This is a genomic window from Sporomusa sp. 246TCP1, from assembly GCF_057319775.1.
On sequence record NZ_CM170492.1, the window covers coordinates 3879421 to 3896204 of the forward strand.

At 45.8% G+C, this 16784-nt stretch carries 17 protein-coding genes and 1 riboswitch; of the genes, 3 read left to right on the forward strand and 14 right to left on the reverse strand.

Translation table 11 applies throughout. The features are described from left to right. Window positions 1-6 precede the first annotated feature (6 nt). The 10 genes from AC1ECB_RS18310 to AC1ECB_RS18355 all read right to left on the reverse strand — a co-directional run bounded on the left by AC1ECB_RS18310 (window position 7) and on the right by AC1ECB_RS18355 (window position 9028). The gene (locus AC1ECB_RS18310) at window positions 7-852 is read right to left on the reverse strand and encodes an ATP-binding cassette domain-containing protein (RefSeq protein ID WP_485665123.1); all 846 of its coding nucleotides are present in this window, start codon (window positions 850-852) and stop codon (window positions 7-9) included. Then, window positions 839-1723 (reverse strand): alpha-D-ribose 1-methylphosphonate 5-phosphate C-P-lyase PhnJ, encoded by an 885-nt coding sequence (locus AC1ECB_RS18315; protein ID WP_485665124.1) that lies wholly within the window; start codon window positions 1721-1723, stop codon window positions 839-841. The genes AC1ECB_RS18310 and AC1ECB_RS18315 overlap by 14 nt, the downstream gene beginning before the upstream one ends. Next, entirely contained in the window at window positions 1701-2807 is a 1107-nt protein-coding gene (locus AC1ECB_RS18320) for a carbon-phosphorus lyase complex subunit PhnI (protein ID WP_485665125.1), read from the reverse strand. Before AC1ECB_RS18320 ends, AC1ECB_RS18315 begins: the two co-directional genes overlap by 23 nt. Continuing rightward, the gene (gene phnH, locus AC1ECB_RS18325) at window positions 2807-3406 is read right to left on the reverse strand and encodes a phosphonate C-P lyase system protein PhnH (protein ID WP_485665126.1); all 600 of its coding nucleotides are present in this window, start codon (window positions 3404-3406) and stop codon (window positions 2807-2809) included. The genes AC1ECB_RS18320 and phnH overlap by 1 nt, the downstream gene beginning before the upstream one ends. Beyond that, on the reverse strand, window positions 3407-3823 hold the full coding sequence (gene phnG, locus AC1ECB_RS18330; RefSeq protein ID WP_485665127.1) for a phosphonate C-P lyase system protein PhnG: 417 nt from the start codon (window positions 3821-3823) through the stop codon (window positions 3407-3409). It lies immediately after the preceding gene. A gap of 10 nt (window positions 3824-3833) precedes the next feature. Continuing rightward, window positions 3834-4652, reverse strand: coding sequence for a phosphonate ABC transporter, permease protein PhnE (gene phnE / locus AC1ECB_RS18335; RefSeq protein WP_485665128.1), 819 nt, complete (start codon window positions 4650-4652; stop codon window positions 3834-3836). Then, a complete protein-coding gene (gene phnC / locus AC1ECB_RS18340) occupies window positions 4639-5421 on the reverse strand; it encodes a phosphonate ABC transporter ATP-binding protein (RefSeq protein WP_485665129.1) in 783 nt (260 codons plus the stop codon). Before phnC ends, phnE begins: the two co-directional genes overlap by 14 nt. A gap of 33 nt (window positions 5422-5454) precedes the next feature. Next, window positions 5455-6366: a phosphonate ABC transporter substrate-binding protein gene (phnD, locus tag AC1ECB_RS18345; RefSeq protein WP_485665130.1), complete on the reverse strand. Its 912-nt coding sequence runs from the start codon at window positions 6364-6366 to the stop codon at window positions 5455-5457. Window positions 6367-6381: 15 nt separating this feature from the next. Beyond that, window positions 6382-7107, reverse strand: a complete 726-nt coding sequence (locus AC1ECB_RS18350; RefSeq protein ID WP_485665131.1) for a GntR family transcriptional regulator — start codon at window positions 7105-7107, stop codon at window positions 6382-6384. Window positions 7108-7396: 289 nt separating this feature from the next. After that, window positions 7397-9028, reverse strand: coding sequence for a glutamate synthase-related protein (locus AC1ECB_RS18355; RefSeq protein ID WP_485665132.1), 1632 nt, complete (start codon window positions 9026-9028; stop codon window positions 7397-7399). A gap of 325 nt (window positions 9029-9353) precedes the next feature. On the opposite strand from AC1ECB_RS18355, the gene AC1ECB_RS18360 reads away from it, so the two are divergent. Genes AC1ECB_RS18360 through AC1ECB_RS18370 form a run of 3 tightly spaced genes read left to right on the forward strand, consistent with a single transcriptional unit; the run spans window position 9354 to window position 11112 of the window. Next, entirely contained in the window at window positions 9354-9683 is a 330-nt protein-coding gene (locus AC1ECB_RS18360) for a PadR family transcriptional regulator (protein ID WP_485665133.1), read from the forward strand. After that, complete coding sequence (locus AC1ECB_RS18365) at window positions 9680-10231, forward strand: HAAS signaling domain-containing protein (protein ID WP_485665134.1); 552 nt, start codon at window positions 9680-9682, stop codon at window positions 10229-10231. Before AC1ECB_RS18360 ends, AC1ECB_RS18365 begins: the two co-directional genes overlap by 4 nt. 2 nt (window positions 10232-10233) lie before the next feature. Beyond that, on the forward strand, window positions 10234-11112 hold the full coding sequence (locus tag AC1ECB_RS18370; RefSeq protein ID WP_485665135.1) for a DUF4097 family beta strand repeat-containing protein: 879 nt from the start codon (window positions 10234-10236) through the stop codon (window positions 11110-11112). A gap of 24 nt (window positions 11113-11136) precedes the next feature. On the opposite strand, the gene AC1ECB_RS18375 is transcribed toward AC1ECB_RS18370, so the two are convergent. The 4 genes from AC1ECB_RS18375 to AC1ECB_RS18390 form a co-directional block, all read right to left on the reverse strand. Further along, window positions 11137-12942 carry an LTA synthase family protein gene (locus AC1ECB_RS18375; protein ID WP_485665136.1) on the reverse strand — a complete coding sequence of 602 codons (1806 nt, stop codon included), beginning with the start codon at window positions 12940-12942 and terminating at the stop codon, window positions 11137-11139. Between the two features lie 6 nt (window positions 12943-12948). Next, complete coding sequence (locus tag AC1ECB_RS18380) at window positions 12949-14001, reverse strand: nicotinate-nucleotide--dimethylbenzimidazole phosphoribosyltransferase (RefSeq protein WP_485665137.1); 1053 nt, start codon at window positions 13999-14001, stop codon at window positions 12949-12951. Continuing rightward, entirely contained in the window at window positions 13994-15034 is a 1041-nt protein-coding gene (cobT, locus tag AC1ECB_RS18385; RefSeq protein ID WP_485665138.1) for a nicotinate-nucleotide--dimethylbenzimidazole phosphoribosyltransferase, read from the reverse strand. The genes AC1ECB_RS18380 and cobT overlap by 8 nt, the downstream gene beginning before the upstream one ends. Window positions 15035-15112: 78 nt before the next feature. Further along, window positions 15113-15295: riboswitch (cobalamin riboswitch) on the reverse strand. A 103-nt stretch (window positions 15296-15398) separates the two neighbouring features. Continuing rightward, on the reverse strand, window positions 15399-16565 hold the full coding sequence (locus AC1ECB_RS18390; RefSeq protein ID WP_485665139.1) for an ABC transporter substrate-binding protein: 1167 nt from the start codon (window positions 16563-16565) through the stop codon (window positions 15399-15401). Window positions 16566-16784 lie beyond the last annotated feature (219 nt).

Here is a 16784-nt window from a genome sequence, read left to right on the forward strand (position 1 = left end):
GCCTCCTTATAACATCGAATGAACTAACAGCTGGGTGTACTGATGCTGCGGATCTTCCAAAATTTGATCTGTCAACCCAATTTCCACCATGCGGCCATTTTTCATTACCGCAGTCCGGTCGGCCAGCATCCGGATTACACCCAGATCATGAGATACTACTACCATGGCAATACCGAGTTCCCGTTGAATTTCTTTTACTAAGTCCAGGACTTTGGCTTGAACAGACACATCAAGACCTGTCGTTATCTCATCCAGAAAAAGCAGTGGCGGATTATTGGCAAGCGCCTTGGCAATCTGCACCCGTTGCTGCATACCACCGCTAAAATGAGCAGGAAAATCATCCATCCGCGCTAACGGAACTTCAGTGCGTGCTAACAAATTTGCCGCCCGTTCGCGAATAGCCTGAAAATTATAGATATCTGCCGTTAACAGTTTTTCCGCAACATTACCGCCTGCTGTAAAATGGGGCTTAATTCCCAGCAGTGGATTCTGGTAGACCATGCCCATTAAGTGATTACGAACATGACGTTTACGCTGGGAAGTTTCCTGCAGCAGATTAACCCGTCCAGTCTGGTAAACAGCCAAATAGCTCTCACCATTGGAAGCTTCTTCATCAAAATAGAGACAACGTACCAGAGTGCTCTTACCTGAACCGCTCTCACCGACAATTCCCAGGATTTCTCCCTGCGCCAGGTCGAAGGAAATGTCATGACAAGCCACAATCGTACCACAGATCGGACAAATATTACTTTCATAGGCCGGCCCTGTCCGGACAAAACATTGCGGGCATCCCGGGCCATATATCTTAGCCAACCCGCGGACAGTGAGAACAATCGGATTATTCGCCAACATCCAAGCGTCCCTCCTTTTGTTCCCGAACTTTGTCACAGTGGCTGCTGTCTGAACAAAGGTGTATTTTTTTGCCGCTGCGTTCATCATATATCTCATTCATATAGGTATCAGTAGCACCACAGCGTATACATGCACGACCCGAAAAATCCTCAACCCGAAACTGATGATCTTCAAATTCCATAGGCTCAACCCGGGTATGCGGGGGTACCGCATAAATACGTTTCTCCCGCCCGGCGCCAAAAAGAAACAGGGTATCAGCCATGTTTAGCTTAGGCACATCCCAGCGAGGAATGGGTGAAGGATCAATCAGATAGCGGTGATTAACCAGTGACGGATACCTGGCTCCAATCGTGATTTCTCCCCATTTTACAATATCTTCGTAAAGAAAAACCCACATACGGCTATAGTCCATTTCTGCATGCATTTCCTGCGCCTTTGCCATACTAGCTTCCACAAACCGCAGCGGTTCAGGTATCGGAACCTGCAGCACAACAATCTGATTCTCATCCATTCGCTCTTCCGGAATACGATGGCGTGTTTGCAGGATGGTGGCTTCCCGGGTATTGAAAGTAGTCTTGACGCCGGTGGTTTTGGTTATGAGATTACGGATATTCACGGCATTGACACCGCCGTCGCAGCCTTGGTCAATCACCTTAAGTATGTCTTGGGGGCCAATAATCGCCATTGTCACCTGCAGACCACCAGTCCCCCATCCCCGGGCAATCGGCAGTTCAGGTGAGGCAAAAGGCACCTGGTACCCCGGTATGGCTACTGCCTTTAATGTCTTACGTCGTATTTCCCGCTTAGTGTTCTCATCTAAAAAGGCAAAATTATAGCCTGTATTTCGCTTACTTTGCCTGATGTTGAGCATTGTCTGCCTCCTCCTTCAATTGCTGTGATCGCCGCAAGCGATCAAGCGTGGATTGAAAGGTTACATAGTGCGGTAGCTTCCAATGATAAACAAAACCTGAGGCTTCAATGCCATCAATATGGTACAGAACAAATTCCTCATCTTCGGCAGGGGCCTTATGCGGCGATGTACTGCGCGTAGAACGATCCAAAATGCCCATAGACAGGGCCTTTAGTTCGTTATGCCCAAAACACAGACCATACCCAAGCGTAAGCTGTGGTTTTTTGGTCTTATCACCTTCTCCATATTGGGCAATAATCTCAGCTTCGGTAATCAGTATCCGGCCAACATAGAGTGGTTCCAGCCGCCCCGGACGCTGAATATATAACGGTACATAGCCTACCCGCAGTTCTCCGAGATAAGGATGAATATCGCCATAGCCCCTAATACAACTATAGGCCAAAGACATCATTGCCCCGGTTTCCCCCCTGGTCAGCGACTGTAGTTTGGCCGAACGCGCACTGGGAAAGGTAAGTGCCTGGCGGGTAATATCATAGACTTTTTCACTGGATTCCAGGCAAGTCAGCACGCCCTCCTGGCGCAATAAATCCACCACCTTCGGAAATGTGTCAGGCAGCCTTTCCGGCATTGTTCCCACACCGGCCTTGCGTAATACTTGTTCCATCTGGGTCCGGTCTTCCGCAAGCAGGGAAAAATCAACTAAACGCTGCGTATAATCGCGCGTGGGACCTAAAATTTGCCCTCCGGGAATTTCTTGAAAAGCACCGGATATTCGTCGTATCACTCGCATTTTTGTCGTATCAACAGCCAGCGAAATATAACGGCGCGGTTGCGTTGCACGATAGGCCCGCAAGATAAAGGAAGCTTCAATACTATCGCCCTCGGCTTGCTTGATTGCCAACGCCGCGATAGTAGGGGCATAGAGCGAGCCTTCTCCCATAACTTTATCAACAGCTAACCGCAGTTGATCTCGGATTTGATCTACTCCCAACGGCTCGGATTTACCTTTTAAGCGAAAATACGCTAACAACTTTTCCGTATTTAAAATGGCTTCCGAGCCTCCGGAAACTGCTACATATCCCATTAGGCCTCTCCCTCCCATCGCACTGTGCTAGACCGGGGAATACAGGCTATGTTACCACTATCATCAGCATAAATCATATCAACACCCACCGGATATTCTTGATTCAGGCTGACCATTATTTCCAGATTGCGGTAATGCATTCCCTCTATTACCAGTTGGGATGTCCCCGCTATTCCCGGTCCGGTCAGGGTTAACGGTATACCTTTACCCTGGACACAAAGGCGGTGAACCATGAAAAGAACAGTTGCACCTTTTTCCGGAGACAGAAGGGTTCCACAGTTCACATCCTGCAATTCCGGTAATACCCTGTCAGCACAAGCGATGATAAATTCTGCGCCGCATACCGGACAATTCCTGGCGCCGGTATTAAGGGTAAGGTATTCAGAAATATCCTGACTATAGGACGCCAAATGAAAATTAGTTTCGCTATCAAGCATGGTCAGGGCAATGGCCGCTGCTGCTTGATTCAGGCCTTGGGGCGGCTTACTATTCAGTTGACAAAGCGCATTGATTTTACCGGGGCGGGCCATGGCATCTAAGGTCTGGCGGTATATGCGCTGGGTATCAAATACTTTATCAAAGCTATGCTCAATCACCATTTATCCCTCCATGATTGCGAATCGCACACGGGTTGCCGCAATGAGTGACTCCTCTTGCTCATAATGTGCCAGGACCCGTTGCTCTTCCTCGGCGATCACCTTGCGAATCTCGCCTGCCTCGGCCACATCAGCCAGTAGTGCCGCGTCAATAATCGCCGCACATAATGCCCGGATATAGTCATCTTCCATCGCCAAACCAAAACCAACTATGCCATCAATACTTACAGTTGCCTCAGTCATAAGCACTTCCCCTACATAAAAGGGCGTCTGTCCGACACTATCCAATACCTGCATCATGGTCATACAGGTTTCCGGTTGTTGTAAAACCTTGATTTCATGCCTGTCAGCAATCATTTCAGCCAGCGATTGCCACACCGTAAGTTCTCCCTCGGCCAGTATTTCTCCAATATCCATCATTTCACCCCGTTTACAGTATTCTAGCCCTGATGTAGGAAGAGACATAGTCCACAAAAGTTACCATGACTAGCACAACGATAAGAATGGTTGTCATGTCCTCATACATAAACAGACGCATACTTGTAATTAATTCAAAACCAATGCCGCCTGCTCCCACAATTCCCAAAATAGTGGCTGAACGAAAGTTGAGCTCCCAACGATACAGACACAAAGTCACGAAATCAGGCAATACCTGTGGTAAAATGGCATAGGTGATAACCTGCCATTTACTCGCTCCGGTAGCCTGCAATGCCTCTACCGGTCCATGGTCAATGTTTTCAATGGAGTCTGCCAAAAACTTGCCCAGCATCCCGACAGAATGAAAGGCCAGGGCTAAAACCCCTGGAAAAGGTCCTAAGCCTACAGCAGCAACAAAAATCAGCGCAAATATAATCTCCGAAATGGAACGGGTGGCATTTAGAATAAAGCGACTGCTATTATACAAAAAAACATTGGGAGAGGTATTGCGAGCAGCCAACAGACCAAAGGGAAGAGTAGCAAATATAGCCAGCGTTGTTCCCCAAATAGAAATTTGGATAGTTTCGATAGTCGGTTGGATCAGCCGCGGCAATATACTTATATTGGGCGGCAACATCCGTCCGAGAATATCAATAATATTGGGCAGACCTTTGGCCAGTTCCGCCACACTAAGATTCGTGCCATTAGCACTCCATATATAGATTCCAAGACACGCGGCAATAAGAGTCAGTTGCTTCAGCATCGCCCCGGTACTCTTAAACCAGGGTATCGGCGGCTTAAGCAAACAATAATTTGACTTAGGCGTGGGCATAACTCACCTGCTTATAGCACATCTCCTCGTTCTCAGGCCCTGCCTCCATGCCGTAAATCTGCTCGACATCGCCCTCGGTGAGCAAGGTTGCCTGCTGATCGAAAACAATGTCTCCCTCTCTGATGCCAACAATTCTTTCTGCATATTTGGTTGCAAGTTCAATATTATGCAGACTTACCACCACCGTTATCGCATCCTGTTTATTAATTGTCTGCAGTATGTCCAAAACCCGGTCTGCCGATTTGGGATCTAAGCTGGCTACCGGTTCATCGGCCAGGACAATAGCCGGACATTGGGCTAACGCTCTGGCAATGCCGACACGCTGCTGCTGCCCACCGCTTAATTGATCGGCACGCTGATACGCTTTATGTTCTAATCCCACCCGCTGCAGACAGTGCAGCGCATAATCAATGTCCTGTTGGGAAAAGAATTTAAGACAGCTGGTAAATACGTTGGTGTGGGCCAAGCGGCCGCATAGTACATTTTCCAGAACGGTTAACCGTTTAACCAGGTTAAACTGCTGAAAAATCATGCCTACTTTGCGGCGAACATTTTCAAGCTGCAGGGTTTCATGTACTGGAACACCATGGACAACGACGCTGCCTGAGGTTGGCTTTACAAGACCGTTAATACAACGCAATAATGTGGATTTACCGGCACCGCTAGGTCCTAATAAGACCACAAATTCGCCTGGTTTTACTGCAAAGTTAATATTTTTTAACGCTTTAGTCCCGGTGTACTCTTTGTACAAATTGCTAATCTCAATCATGGCGTACCTCCTCATTAATTACCTGGTTTTACTTTATTTCTTTGACAAATCCAGGTTGAGAATCTTGGCGGTTTCACGAATTACATTGTAATCAGCGTCTTTAGCCGGAGCATAGTCTTCTACCTTACCGCCATAAGCACGTAAAGCAGCTGGATCTTCTTTAGCGACTTCCAGAAAAGCCTGTTTAATCGTTCCTTTTAGCGTTTCAGGCAAATCCTTACGCCATGCCCAAACCGAGCCCGGAATAGGATCAGATTGGTAAATTATCTTAATGTCCTGGTCACTAATTAGGTTTTTTTCTTTCATATTGCCGTAAGTAATATCGTCCATTGAGGCTGCATCCACTTTGTGGTTTTTTACCGCTAACGCCGCGGCATCATGCCCCCCTGCATAGACTACACTTTTGAAATCTTTATCTGGATCAATGTCATTCTTTTTGTAGACGGAGCGTGGAATCAAATTACCTGATGTTGAGGCAGGGTCGACAAAAGCATAGGTGCGTCCCTTGATATCAGCTAATTTTTCAATACCACTGTCAGGAGAAGTAATGACAAGGCTCTTATAAGAAGTACCTGAACCTTTGCGTTTCTCTACAGCATACGCTTCGGCATTGGCCTTGTCTGCAGCCAACACATAAGAAAACGGTCCAAAATAGGCAATGTCCAGTTTGCCGCCCCGCATAGCTTCAATTACTCCCGAATAGTCTGTGGCGACAAAAAGTTCTACCGGTAACCCGGTCTTTTTCTCTAAATAGTTTGTAAGCGGCTTATAGGCTTCCCGTGTTTTCTGAGCATCTTCGGCAGGAATTGCGCCAACGCGCAATACTTTCATTTCTGGTACCGGCTGAGCAGTGTTTTTTGCGCCCGACCCACAACCTGCCATAACCACCGTCAAAACTAACAGACATAGACCAAGAAATAATCCAACCTGTTGCTTTTTCATCATAACCCTCCTCAAATTTCACCAAGCTATACTTAGTTTTGCAAGGTCTCCACGATAGCAAGCAAGATTATATTCAATCAGGATATCATCCTGGGATTTTAGAACATTCTCCACCTTGATAACCGGCATATTACCCGGAATCTCTAATGCCAGTGCTTCTTCCTGGCTGGGAAAGCTAGCCCGCAGCGTAGATTTGACCCGCCGTGGATTGATACCATATTGCTCAATAAGCAAGGATAACGTTTGGAAATTGGCAATGCGGTCAAACAGGCCGGGAAAATATTTTGCCGGCAGGAATACCTGAGATAGTAAAAATGGTTTGTCATTCACAAACCGCAGCACATGGAGACAGTAAACCGACTCATCAGCCCCAAGTGCCAGCGCTTCTTTAACAACCGTTGGCGCAATCATCTCAACAGCCCGGAAAATTTTATTACTGGGTACTTTCCCAGCTTTCACTATATTTTCGGTAAAGCGATTTTTTGTCGACAACTGATACTCTATGGAATCTAAGGGGGCCTTAGCTACAAAGGTTCCTTTGCCTTTGAGCCTATATAAAACCCCAATCCGGCATAGTTCATCAATTGCCTGACGGATGGTATGGCGGTTAACCTGATTGGCTCTGCTCATTTCCATCTCTGTGGGGATTTGCTGCCCTTCTTTATAAAAGCCGGCTTCTATCTGTTGTTGAATACTACTCATTAACTGCCGGTAATAGGGGATACCATTTTCTCGATCAACCATTCTTGCACCCTCTCATCCGGATGTCTAGACCTGTCCTGTATATCATTTGTGCCGCTCTTATAAAGAGCGGCACAAATGATATGTTATCTATTTTTTAGGGGAGTAGGGATATATAACTTACTTGTCTTTATTATGTCATAGTATGCACAGGCTTGTGTTAACCTGATGTTAATTAGTGGTTAATTCTGCCGATCATCCTGATTATAAAAAAAGCGCTATCGCTCTTTGTGCTCAAAATGGGGGTGCCTCAATTCATTTTGAGGCACCCCTTGGTGACTGCATATGATTATTATAAATTAAGAATGCTATAAGCATTTTCGTTCTGGACATCGGTGATAAACGGAATTTTAGTTTCTCTTTCAGTTTCCCGGTTGCCGGCATAGATGTCCGTCCTGGCGATTTCAGTCATGGAGAATTTACGGGCACCGGTCATCAATTGCTGCAGTCCGGCATTAAGTTTATCAGCACAAGTCCACATAGCAATTGCGCCATAAGGAATGTTCTTCATTTCGTCTTTACCAACTTTTTTCTGTACGTCATGATAACCGGCAAAGATTTCTTGCGGCGACGAGCCGTATTCTTTGAAGCTGACCGGCAGGGAATCCCAGTTGCCGCTAACAGCAACTTTTCTTTCAGGGTGTAAAGCCCCTTCAATATTAGAGCCTAAGAAACCCGGTATCATAATAGCTCTACCCATACAGATTAGCTTAACGAAAGGAGCACCAAGCGCAAGTGCTTTAAACATATGGTCTTCTCTGGCAAGTCCGCCGCCAAAGGCAAGGTCAACCACCTTGTTTCCCTTGTTGGCAAGTACTGTAGCATATTCGTAAGCTTTACTATGTAATAGTATGGAAGGCACACCCCATGCTTCCATCATGTTCCAGGGGCTCATGCCTGTGCCGCCACCAGAACCGTCAACTGTCAGCAAATCCAATTTGGCATCTGTCGCAAACTTGATCGCCATCGCCAATGCTTCCATACCATAAGAACCTGTTTTTAACGAAATTCTCTTATAGCCGAGGTTTCTCAAATATTGAACATTGCTCAAGAAAGCTTCTCTAACTTGGCCGGCTGAAGACAGGTTAGTATAGCCAAGTCTGCTATGGCGGGCAAACGACTTAATAGCACCATGTTTATAAGCTTCCTGAACCTCAGGTACGGTCGGATCAGGATCAACAATATAACCTCTGTTCTTCAAGAAGATAGCATAATCAAGGTCTGTAACCTGGATCTCCCCGCCGATATCTTTGGCGCCTTGACCCCATTTGAGTTCAAGTACAACTTTATCGCCATATTTATTGATGATATATTCAGCAACACCATTTCTAGTGTCTTCAACATTCATCTGAACAATGATCGCGCCATAGCCGTCATAGTAGCGTAAGTAGCAGTCAATCCGCCGGTCAAGCTCAGGCGCTGCGGTTATTTTGCCATTGCCGATAACCGAAGCCTTATCAACACCAACTACATTCTCACCAATAACAATGGGAATACCTACAAGTGCAGCGCCAACAGCAAATGATTCCCAATACTTTGCAGCGATAAACGTTGAACCCAGAGCACCGGTCATCAGAGGCATTCTGGACTTAGTTTTAATTTCATTACCAAATTCGCACTCGGTACTAACATTCGGAAATATACAATCGTCTTGTGAGTTTGACAGGCCATTTGGCAAACCTTGAGCACCATAATTATAGCCTTGAACACGTAAAGAGTTGTAAGACACGCCTACATGAGTGGTATTGCCGCTGCCTGCAGTTATAGCACCAAAGTCACGAGGATATAACAACTTTCTGCCCCTAATACTTGACAGCCAAGTTTCACATTTGCCATGACAATCTGCCCTGCATAATGTGCACAAGCCTGATTCAGCAGGATTACCCCTGTTTATCGTTCCTAATACATCGTTATCCTTTCTCACTTCCATCCTCTCCTTAACTAAAATTTGTAACTATTGTATAATATACACATACTTTTAATCTCTGTCTAGTACACTTTTACGATGTATTTTGTATACTTTTCCACAAAGAGAATCTATTGGAAAAATCAAAGAGAGGACATAATGCAGCTTAACTAGCAATAACAATTAAACAAGCGACTGCTCATTTAAATGATGAACAGCCGCCAAAAATTATGTTTTCTTGCTCTCTACCCATACTGCTTTGTATTTTTATAATAATTTATGCTCAGTACCTTGCATTGTTACATAGTGAGTGTTACCATATAGTAAATGGGTATAAAAGGAAGTGATATTTATTAATGCTCAGTTTAAGAAAGGTGCGCTGGAAATGTGTGTGCTTGTGTTGGCTGCCAAGCAGGATACTTATGGTTATGAGTTAGCGCATAAAATCTCGGAAAATTTTCAGATTGCTGAGGGAACCATTTATCCACTATTGCGCAGAATGACGCAGGAAGCATATTTTGAGACCTATCTCATCGAATCATCAGAGGGACCACCGCGAAAGTATTATCGACTGACAGCTACAGGCCGTATGTACATGCAAGACATAATTAAAGAATGGCGTGAATTTTGCAGTGGGGTTGACCGTATTATTGCAGAGGGAGTGGGAGAATGACCAAACAGGATTTTTTTGGAAAGTTAGAAATGGCTCTAAAAAACATCCCGGCACAAGAACGGCAAGATATTCTTTACGATTATGAGGAACATTTTATCAGCGGCGTTGCCAACGGTAAAAGTGAGTCTGAAATTGCCACTGCTCTCGGAAATCCAGAGGCAATTGCTAAAGAAATCCTTGCTGATTATCATGTCACGCAAGCGGTAGAGAATATCTCCATTACTACTATTGTCCGGGCTGTACTTGCTACGGTTAGTTTAGGTTTTTTGAATCTGGTGTTTGTATTAGGACCGCTTATTGGCGTTGTTGGCGTACTCGTTGCTTGTTATGTTGTCGCTATTGTCTTGATTTTGATTCCTGTGCTGCTGCCGCTAAGGGCTGGTTTTCCGAGCGGTTTAGGCGCTATTTTATCGTGGCTTTTTACATCCATGATGACAGTGGGGACTGGTACACTGCTCGGATTAGGTATGATACTGGTAACTCGCTGGGCTGGCAAGGTATTTATAAAATACTTACAGTATAATGTGCAGATTATTAGGGGGAAATAAGGATGGACAGAGTGCTAAAAAAAATTTCAATCATTGCGGCTGTTGTTTTGATGATTGGCCTTAGCGGCAATGCCGCCTTATTTATGTTTGGTCAGTGTAATGATACTTATATGGCTGCCGGTCAAACCAGAATATCAGATACGTATATGGTTAAATCATCAGCCGCCAAAAACTTGGAAATAGCTATTAGTTCCGGCGATGTTCGCGTGCTGCGTTCTGATGTAGTTTATCCTACTATTCGAATTTCTGGCTGGTCGCCTGCTGGTAATTTGCACACCGAAGACCTGGTGCAAGAAGAAATGTGGGGAGACATTTTGTATCTTAAAATCGGTAACCAAAAGAAATGGCTCGATTCTTTGCTATTTCCCTTTTGGGGCAAAGGGCCAAAAATTAGTTTTGAATTGCTTTTGCCGCCCCAAGAGTATGATGCACTAACTTTACACCTAAGTTCAGGCAGTTTGGTGATAGATTCCCTGGAGACAGGAATATTAAAAGTAACTATGAGCTCAGGAAGGCTTAAAATGGGAAACTGTAAAGCCGACGAAATATCCGTAATAGCTTCATCTGGTCATGTTGAAATTAAAAATACCACTGGTAAGCTTAATGTCGAAAGCAGTTCCGGACATGTTGAGGTCAGTCTCAATGAGCTTGTTAATGATGCGGTATTTCAAAGTGAATCAGGATATTTAGCAATCCATGTCGGGGCTGTCTCTACGCCATTTAAAGTAGAAGCTATGGCATTGTCAGGCAACATAGATATTGATTTGCCGAAAGCCGGTTATCAGGTGCATGGTACCAACTCCTTTCAAGGACATAGTGGTCAGGGAGACGGACCACTTGTAAAAGTAGATATTAGTTCTGGACACGCCCGAATTTGGTAAAAATATGTCCGGGATGGATCGCGACTACTGCCGCTTACCAAAATAGCTGCTGCAGATAATTTTATCAGCCAATTCCCAGCCTATTACGGCAAGCGAGTGCTCCTGTTCGCTTGCCGCTGTGCCGACAAACTGGCCATCAGCCAATACAGCGAAATCTTTGCCAGTATTGAGCAGGTTTCTCCCCATAGCTGTATTCACATATTCATTTTCCTCAATCCCCATCAGATAGGCGACAGTTGGCAAGATATCAATCTGCCCCCCACTTGTTCTAATTTCCTGACCTTTCAGGTCTTTCTGATAGATAATTAGCGGCACCTTGTGTTGATTATCCTGCCACCAAGCTTCGGCAGGTGTGATAGCGCTTATTTCCTGGGAATAAAATTTGTGTACGCCAGTATGATCGCCATAAATTACCACAACTGTGTCATCCAGCAGCTTTCCTTGCTCCAATAATGTCAGCAGATTCCCTATTTGCCTATCGGTATAACGCACGGTTTGGAAACTCTTTCCCAGCATGGTACCGGCAATTTTATCATCAAGCACAAGTTCCTTATAGTTGTCAGGCAGCTCATAGGTACTGTGATTTGTCAACGTAATCATAAATGCTAGAAAGGGACTACGCTGCTCCTGAAGGATGGGAACCACCTGACGAAAAAACGAGCCATCACTTAAGCCTAACCCAATTTGTTCCTCCATAATAAAGTTTGAAGAATCCAAACATAACTTGTAACCAATAGACTCCATGTTATACTGCCAATTCCAATAGGATTTATTATCAGGGTGAATCGCCAGTGTCATATAGCCCTGCTTATCCATAAGTTTGGGCAATGAGTTATAAGTATTGTTAGGATAGCGGAAATATTCAGTGCCCCGGCGCAGCGGATAGACAGACGTATTGGCCATGAACTCCGCATCCGCGGTAGTGCCATTGCTAACCTGCTCATAGAAATTAGAGAAATACAGGCTGTTATTTAATAGTTGGTTCAGGTTGGGCGTAATCTCCTGACCGTCAACAGAATTTTTCAAGTAAAAGTTTTCTAAGGATTCTACCTGAATAAAAATAAGGTTTTTACCAGCAAAAAGGCCTTTGTACTCATTATCAGGCCGGACTTCCTTTTTTTCATTGTACCAAACAGCAATTGCCGTTTTTTCGGGCTCACTAAGTACCAGTGGCCGGGAATCGGCAACATAGGTATAGGCATCAAAAAGGTGATACCCTATAGGTGATAAACCGGTCACCGTTTGACTGGGAGCCCAGCACATGGCGAAAAGGAACTGTTTCTCGCCGCGTGCTGGCGATACATCAAACACATAATGGGCATAAAGCAAATAGCCGACAGCAACACTGAGCAACAGCCCAGCCAGCCGCTTGTTGCTTGCCGGTAACTTACCGCGCTTGTAAGCTAAGCCAGCAATAATCAGCAATACCGGGAAATCTAAAAACAGCAGGATATCCTCGTACTGGCTCATAGACCAAATACTACTGCCGAGATTAGTTAGGTTCGCCGCCTGGCTGACAACATGCACGGAGAGAAACATGCCAAAAGCCCTAAAATACCAGAGATCAAAGAGCAAGAGCAAGGAAAACAAGGCATTGCAGAGCAGCAACAGCCACAGGCGGTGCTGTCCCTTTAGGGTGAAAACCAAAGCTAGCGGGATAATAATAAAGGCCAGATAAACATTGTAGGTAGGTACAACCGACCAGACATCGGCGAAAGCGGCCTTAAAAAATTCCGTGCAATTTACAACACCGATTACGAAGACTGATTTAAACAATAAGGCCCATAAGGTACAAAACCATAACAGCCAGAATTCATATGCTTTGGTCATAGCTTGCTAATCTCTAACATCCTTGCTTTGCCGCAGAGCACCTGGTCCATCCTGTGCCACAGCGACTTCGGCCTCACCAAAGGTTTTCATGTCATTTAGCATATGCAGCGTGGCGTTAATTACCGACATCCCAAGTGCTGCACCTGTCCCCTCTCCCAGATTCATTTTAAGTTGGATATAGGCCGGTACACCAAGCAATGCCAAGGCTGTCTCATGGGCTGGCTCAGCAGCAAAGTGGGAGCCTATCAAATAGGGCTTAACATCTGGAACCAGATTAATGGCAATCAGGGCGGCCGCACTTGTGGCTAAACCGTCTAACACCACGACCGCCCGCCCGGCCGCAGCCCCCAGAATAACGCCTACTAACCCGGCGATAGCAAAACCACCTACCTTAGTCAAAATATCCAAGGGATCAGCAGTATTTGGGCGGTTGACTGCGATGGCTCTATTGACAAGTTCTGCCTCCTGTCCAGTCAAGCCAGGTAGTGGACGATCCTGGCAGCAGGCGACAATTGCCATAGCGGCAGCCAAACCGCCCAACCCCATTTCGCCCAAGCCGATCACCTGGCAGCCGCGCGCAATCTCTGCTTGTGCTATTCTTACTCCCACTTCAATGGCTTGTATCGCTTGTTCGCGAGTCATAGCCGGACCTTCGGTACTATTGCGGCTGCCATAAGCCAGCTTTTTCCGGCATACTACCGGCGAGTGCGGCAGGTCGGCTGCAACACCAATATCTACCATAATTAGTCTGGCCTGAACATGGGCGGCAAACACCTGGATGGGCGCCTGCCCCTGACAAAAGCCGGTCAGTCGAGCTGCTGTTGTCAGTTGCTGTTGGTCAGTTGCAATTGCTATGCCATTATCAGCGGCCATAATAATGATGCTTTTTTCCAGCGCCCGTGGCCGTGGATTGCCGCTAATTCCTGCCAGCTTACAGGCAATGTGTTCAAAGGAATGCAGACTATTTAACGGCTTGGTCAGATTATCGACCCGCCGCTGACACCGTTCCATCGCTATACTATCAAGTGGTTTTATGGCTGCAATTAGTTCTTCAAGCATTGGCTTTGCCTCCCCTATTATTTAGCAGCTTAATGGCCACATAGAGCATATCGACAACCATTGAAGCCCCAATACCCTCCCCTAGCCGGACTCCCAGCTCCAGGCAAGCTTCTAACTGAAGCTGACGCAACGCAATAATATGAGCCGGTTCACCGGACAGGTGCGACGCAAACATATACTCTTTGCTCAGAGGATGAATGGCATTGGCGATTAAAGCCGCCGCCGTCGTGTTGAGCCCGTCAATGACGACAGCGCAGCGGTTGGCGGCTGAGCCAAGAATTACGCCGGCTAATGCACCTAGTTCAAATCCACCCACTTTGGCTAGAACATCTAATCCATCCTGAGGATTCGGTTTATTCACAGCTAAAGCCTGACCGACAATGTCCATCTTGGTTTTAAGGCGGCTGTCTGATATCCCGGTGCCCCGCCCGGTAACTTTCTCCGGAGCGAGACCGGTGAATGCTCCAACAATGGTAGCGCTGGACGTGGTATTACCAATGCCCATTTCCCCCAGGCAAAAACAACTATAGCCATGTTTCACCCGGTCATTAACAATATCAATGCCTGTTTCCACTGCTTGGATGGCCTGCTCACGCGTCATCGCCGGGCCTGCGGTAAAATCCTGTGTGCCATAGGCAATCTTGCGATGCCACAGTCCCGGAACATATGACAGATCGCCAGCAACGCCCATATCAACCACAACCATATCAGCACCGCAGAAGTTCGCAAAGGCATTGGCACTTGCACCTTGGGAGATAAGATAATTGGCTGTCATATGAATTGTTGTTTCTATCGGATAGGCACTCACCACTCGTCTGGCTACCCCATGGTCAGCTGAAGCTACCACCATACAAGGCTTAGGCAGTGCCGGATTCAGCTCGCCTGTTATCCCCGCATACTGCTCAACCATATCTTCCAATCGTCCCAGGCTGCCTGCTGACTGTAACACACCTGCCAGTCTAGTCTTTACCTGATCTTTAATTACTGTATCCGGCCTCATAATTTTCGCTACTGTTGCTTGCAGTAAACTCATAATAACCTCCATTATTTCTCTGATTCAAAAACAAAAGGCTTTTTTGGTTAAGCCCAAAAAAGCCTTCTTGTCCATGAAGGATGGTTGCGGTATAAGGCAGGTCTCCTGGCTCCCAGTTCATTAACTCTTACGCCTTCCCCTTGACGAGTGGCCGTGTAAGATCTCCCTGGTACAGTGGTGGGCCCGCGCCTATGTATAGTCTTCCCATACTCAGACTTCCCTATTCTCCCCTTAAGGGGCACCTTAGCCGAAAAATATGTGTATTTTTATGGTCATTATAACAGACGGCCTTACTACCGTCAATAAACTTATAAAAAATAAGCAGCCACTTAACTAAGTGACTGCTTATTATGTGATTAACCGTTTACGGTTTTACAGTGGCTTTAAACATTTGCTTGCCATCTTTCATCTCAATGATGACGGCATTTTTTACAGCATCATGGGTGGCATTTAAGGTGGTCGAGCCAGTTACGGTCATAAAATCCTTAGTCGCAGCTAATGCTTCGCGAATTTTAGCCGGCTCAGTGCTGTTGGCACGTTTAATGGCATCAATTAACACATTAGCAGCATCATAACCAAGTACTGCCAAGGCGTCAGGTGCCTGGCCATACTCTTTTTTGTAGGCCTCAACAAAGGCTTTGGATTCGGCGCTGGTGTCATCCACAGAGTAATGATTAGTGAAATAGGTATTATCTAAGGCCGCCGGAGTACCGATTTCTACTAATTTCGGTGAATCCCAGCCGTCGCCGCCAACCATAGGAACAGTAATCCCCATTTCACGGGCTTGTTTAACAATTTTACCTACTTCTTCATAATATCCCGGTACATACAGAATGTCAGCATTGAGTGCTTTGACCTTGGTCAAAATGGTTTTGAAGTCCTGGTCTTTTTGCAGATAGGCTTCTTCGGCAAGTACTGTACCGCCGCCTTTTGTAAAGGCATCCTTGAAGAAAGCAGCTAAGCCTTTGCTATAATCACTGCTGTTATCAACTAAGATTACAGCTTTTTTGAGTTGTAAGGTATTAAGTACAAAGTTAGCACCAACAGTACCCTGGAAGGGATCAATGAAACATACCCGGAAGGTATAGTCTTTTACTTTATTGGTTTTTTCATCAACAGTTACCTTGGGGTTGGTGGCACCTACTGCCAGAAAAGGAATTTTGGTTGCTTCAGCTACACTGGAAGCAGCAATGGCATTTGAGCTGGCAAACATCCCGGTAATAGCAACAACTTTATCTTGGGTTGCCAGTTTAGTCATCGCATTGGCAGCCTCTGAGGGCTCACTTTTGTTATCAGCAACAATCGCTTTAATCTGTTTGCCAAGTACACCACCTTTGGCATTGGCTTCTTTAATCGCCATTTTGGCACCATTGGCTGACGAGGTACCCATGGTGGCATTACCACCAGTCATTTCATTTAATACACCAATTTTGATTTCATTAGATGATGTACCGCCACAGCCGGCTAAAACACCGGTAATTAGCAGTACTGCTGTTAGCACAGCTACCATTTTTACACTTGACCTACTCATTTTGTAAATTTCTCCCCTCTTTTTTGGCCACAATACCTTGCCTTGCATCTCCAATCCCCGCATAAAGTGAGCCTGATAACGGCACTCTCCAACGAATGGTTTCAGGCTCAGGAAATGTTGGCCTTCCAAATACTATAAAAAGTATCCTGTCTAAATACTTTTATAGTATTTTTTTAACCTTGTTTACTATAGTTCTACATTATATTACATCCGCCGAGC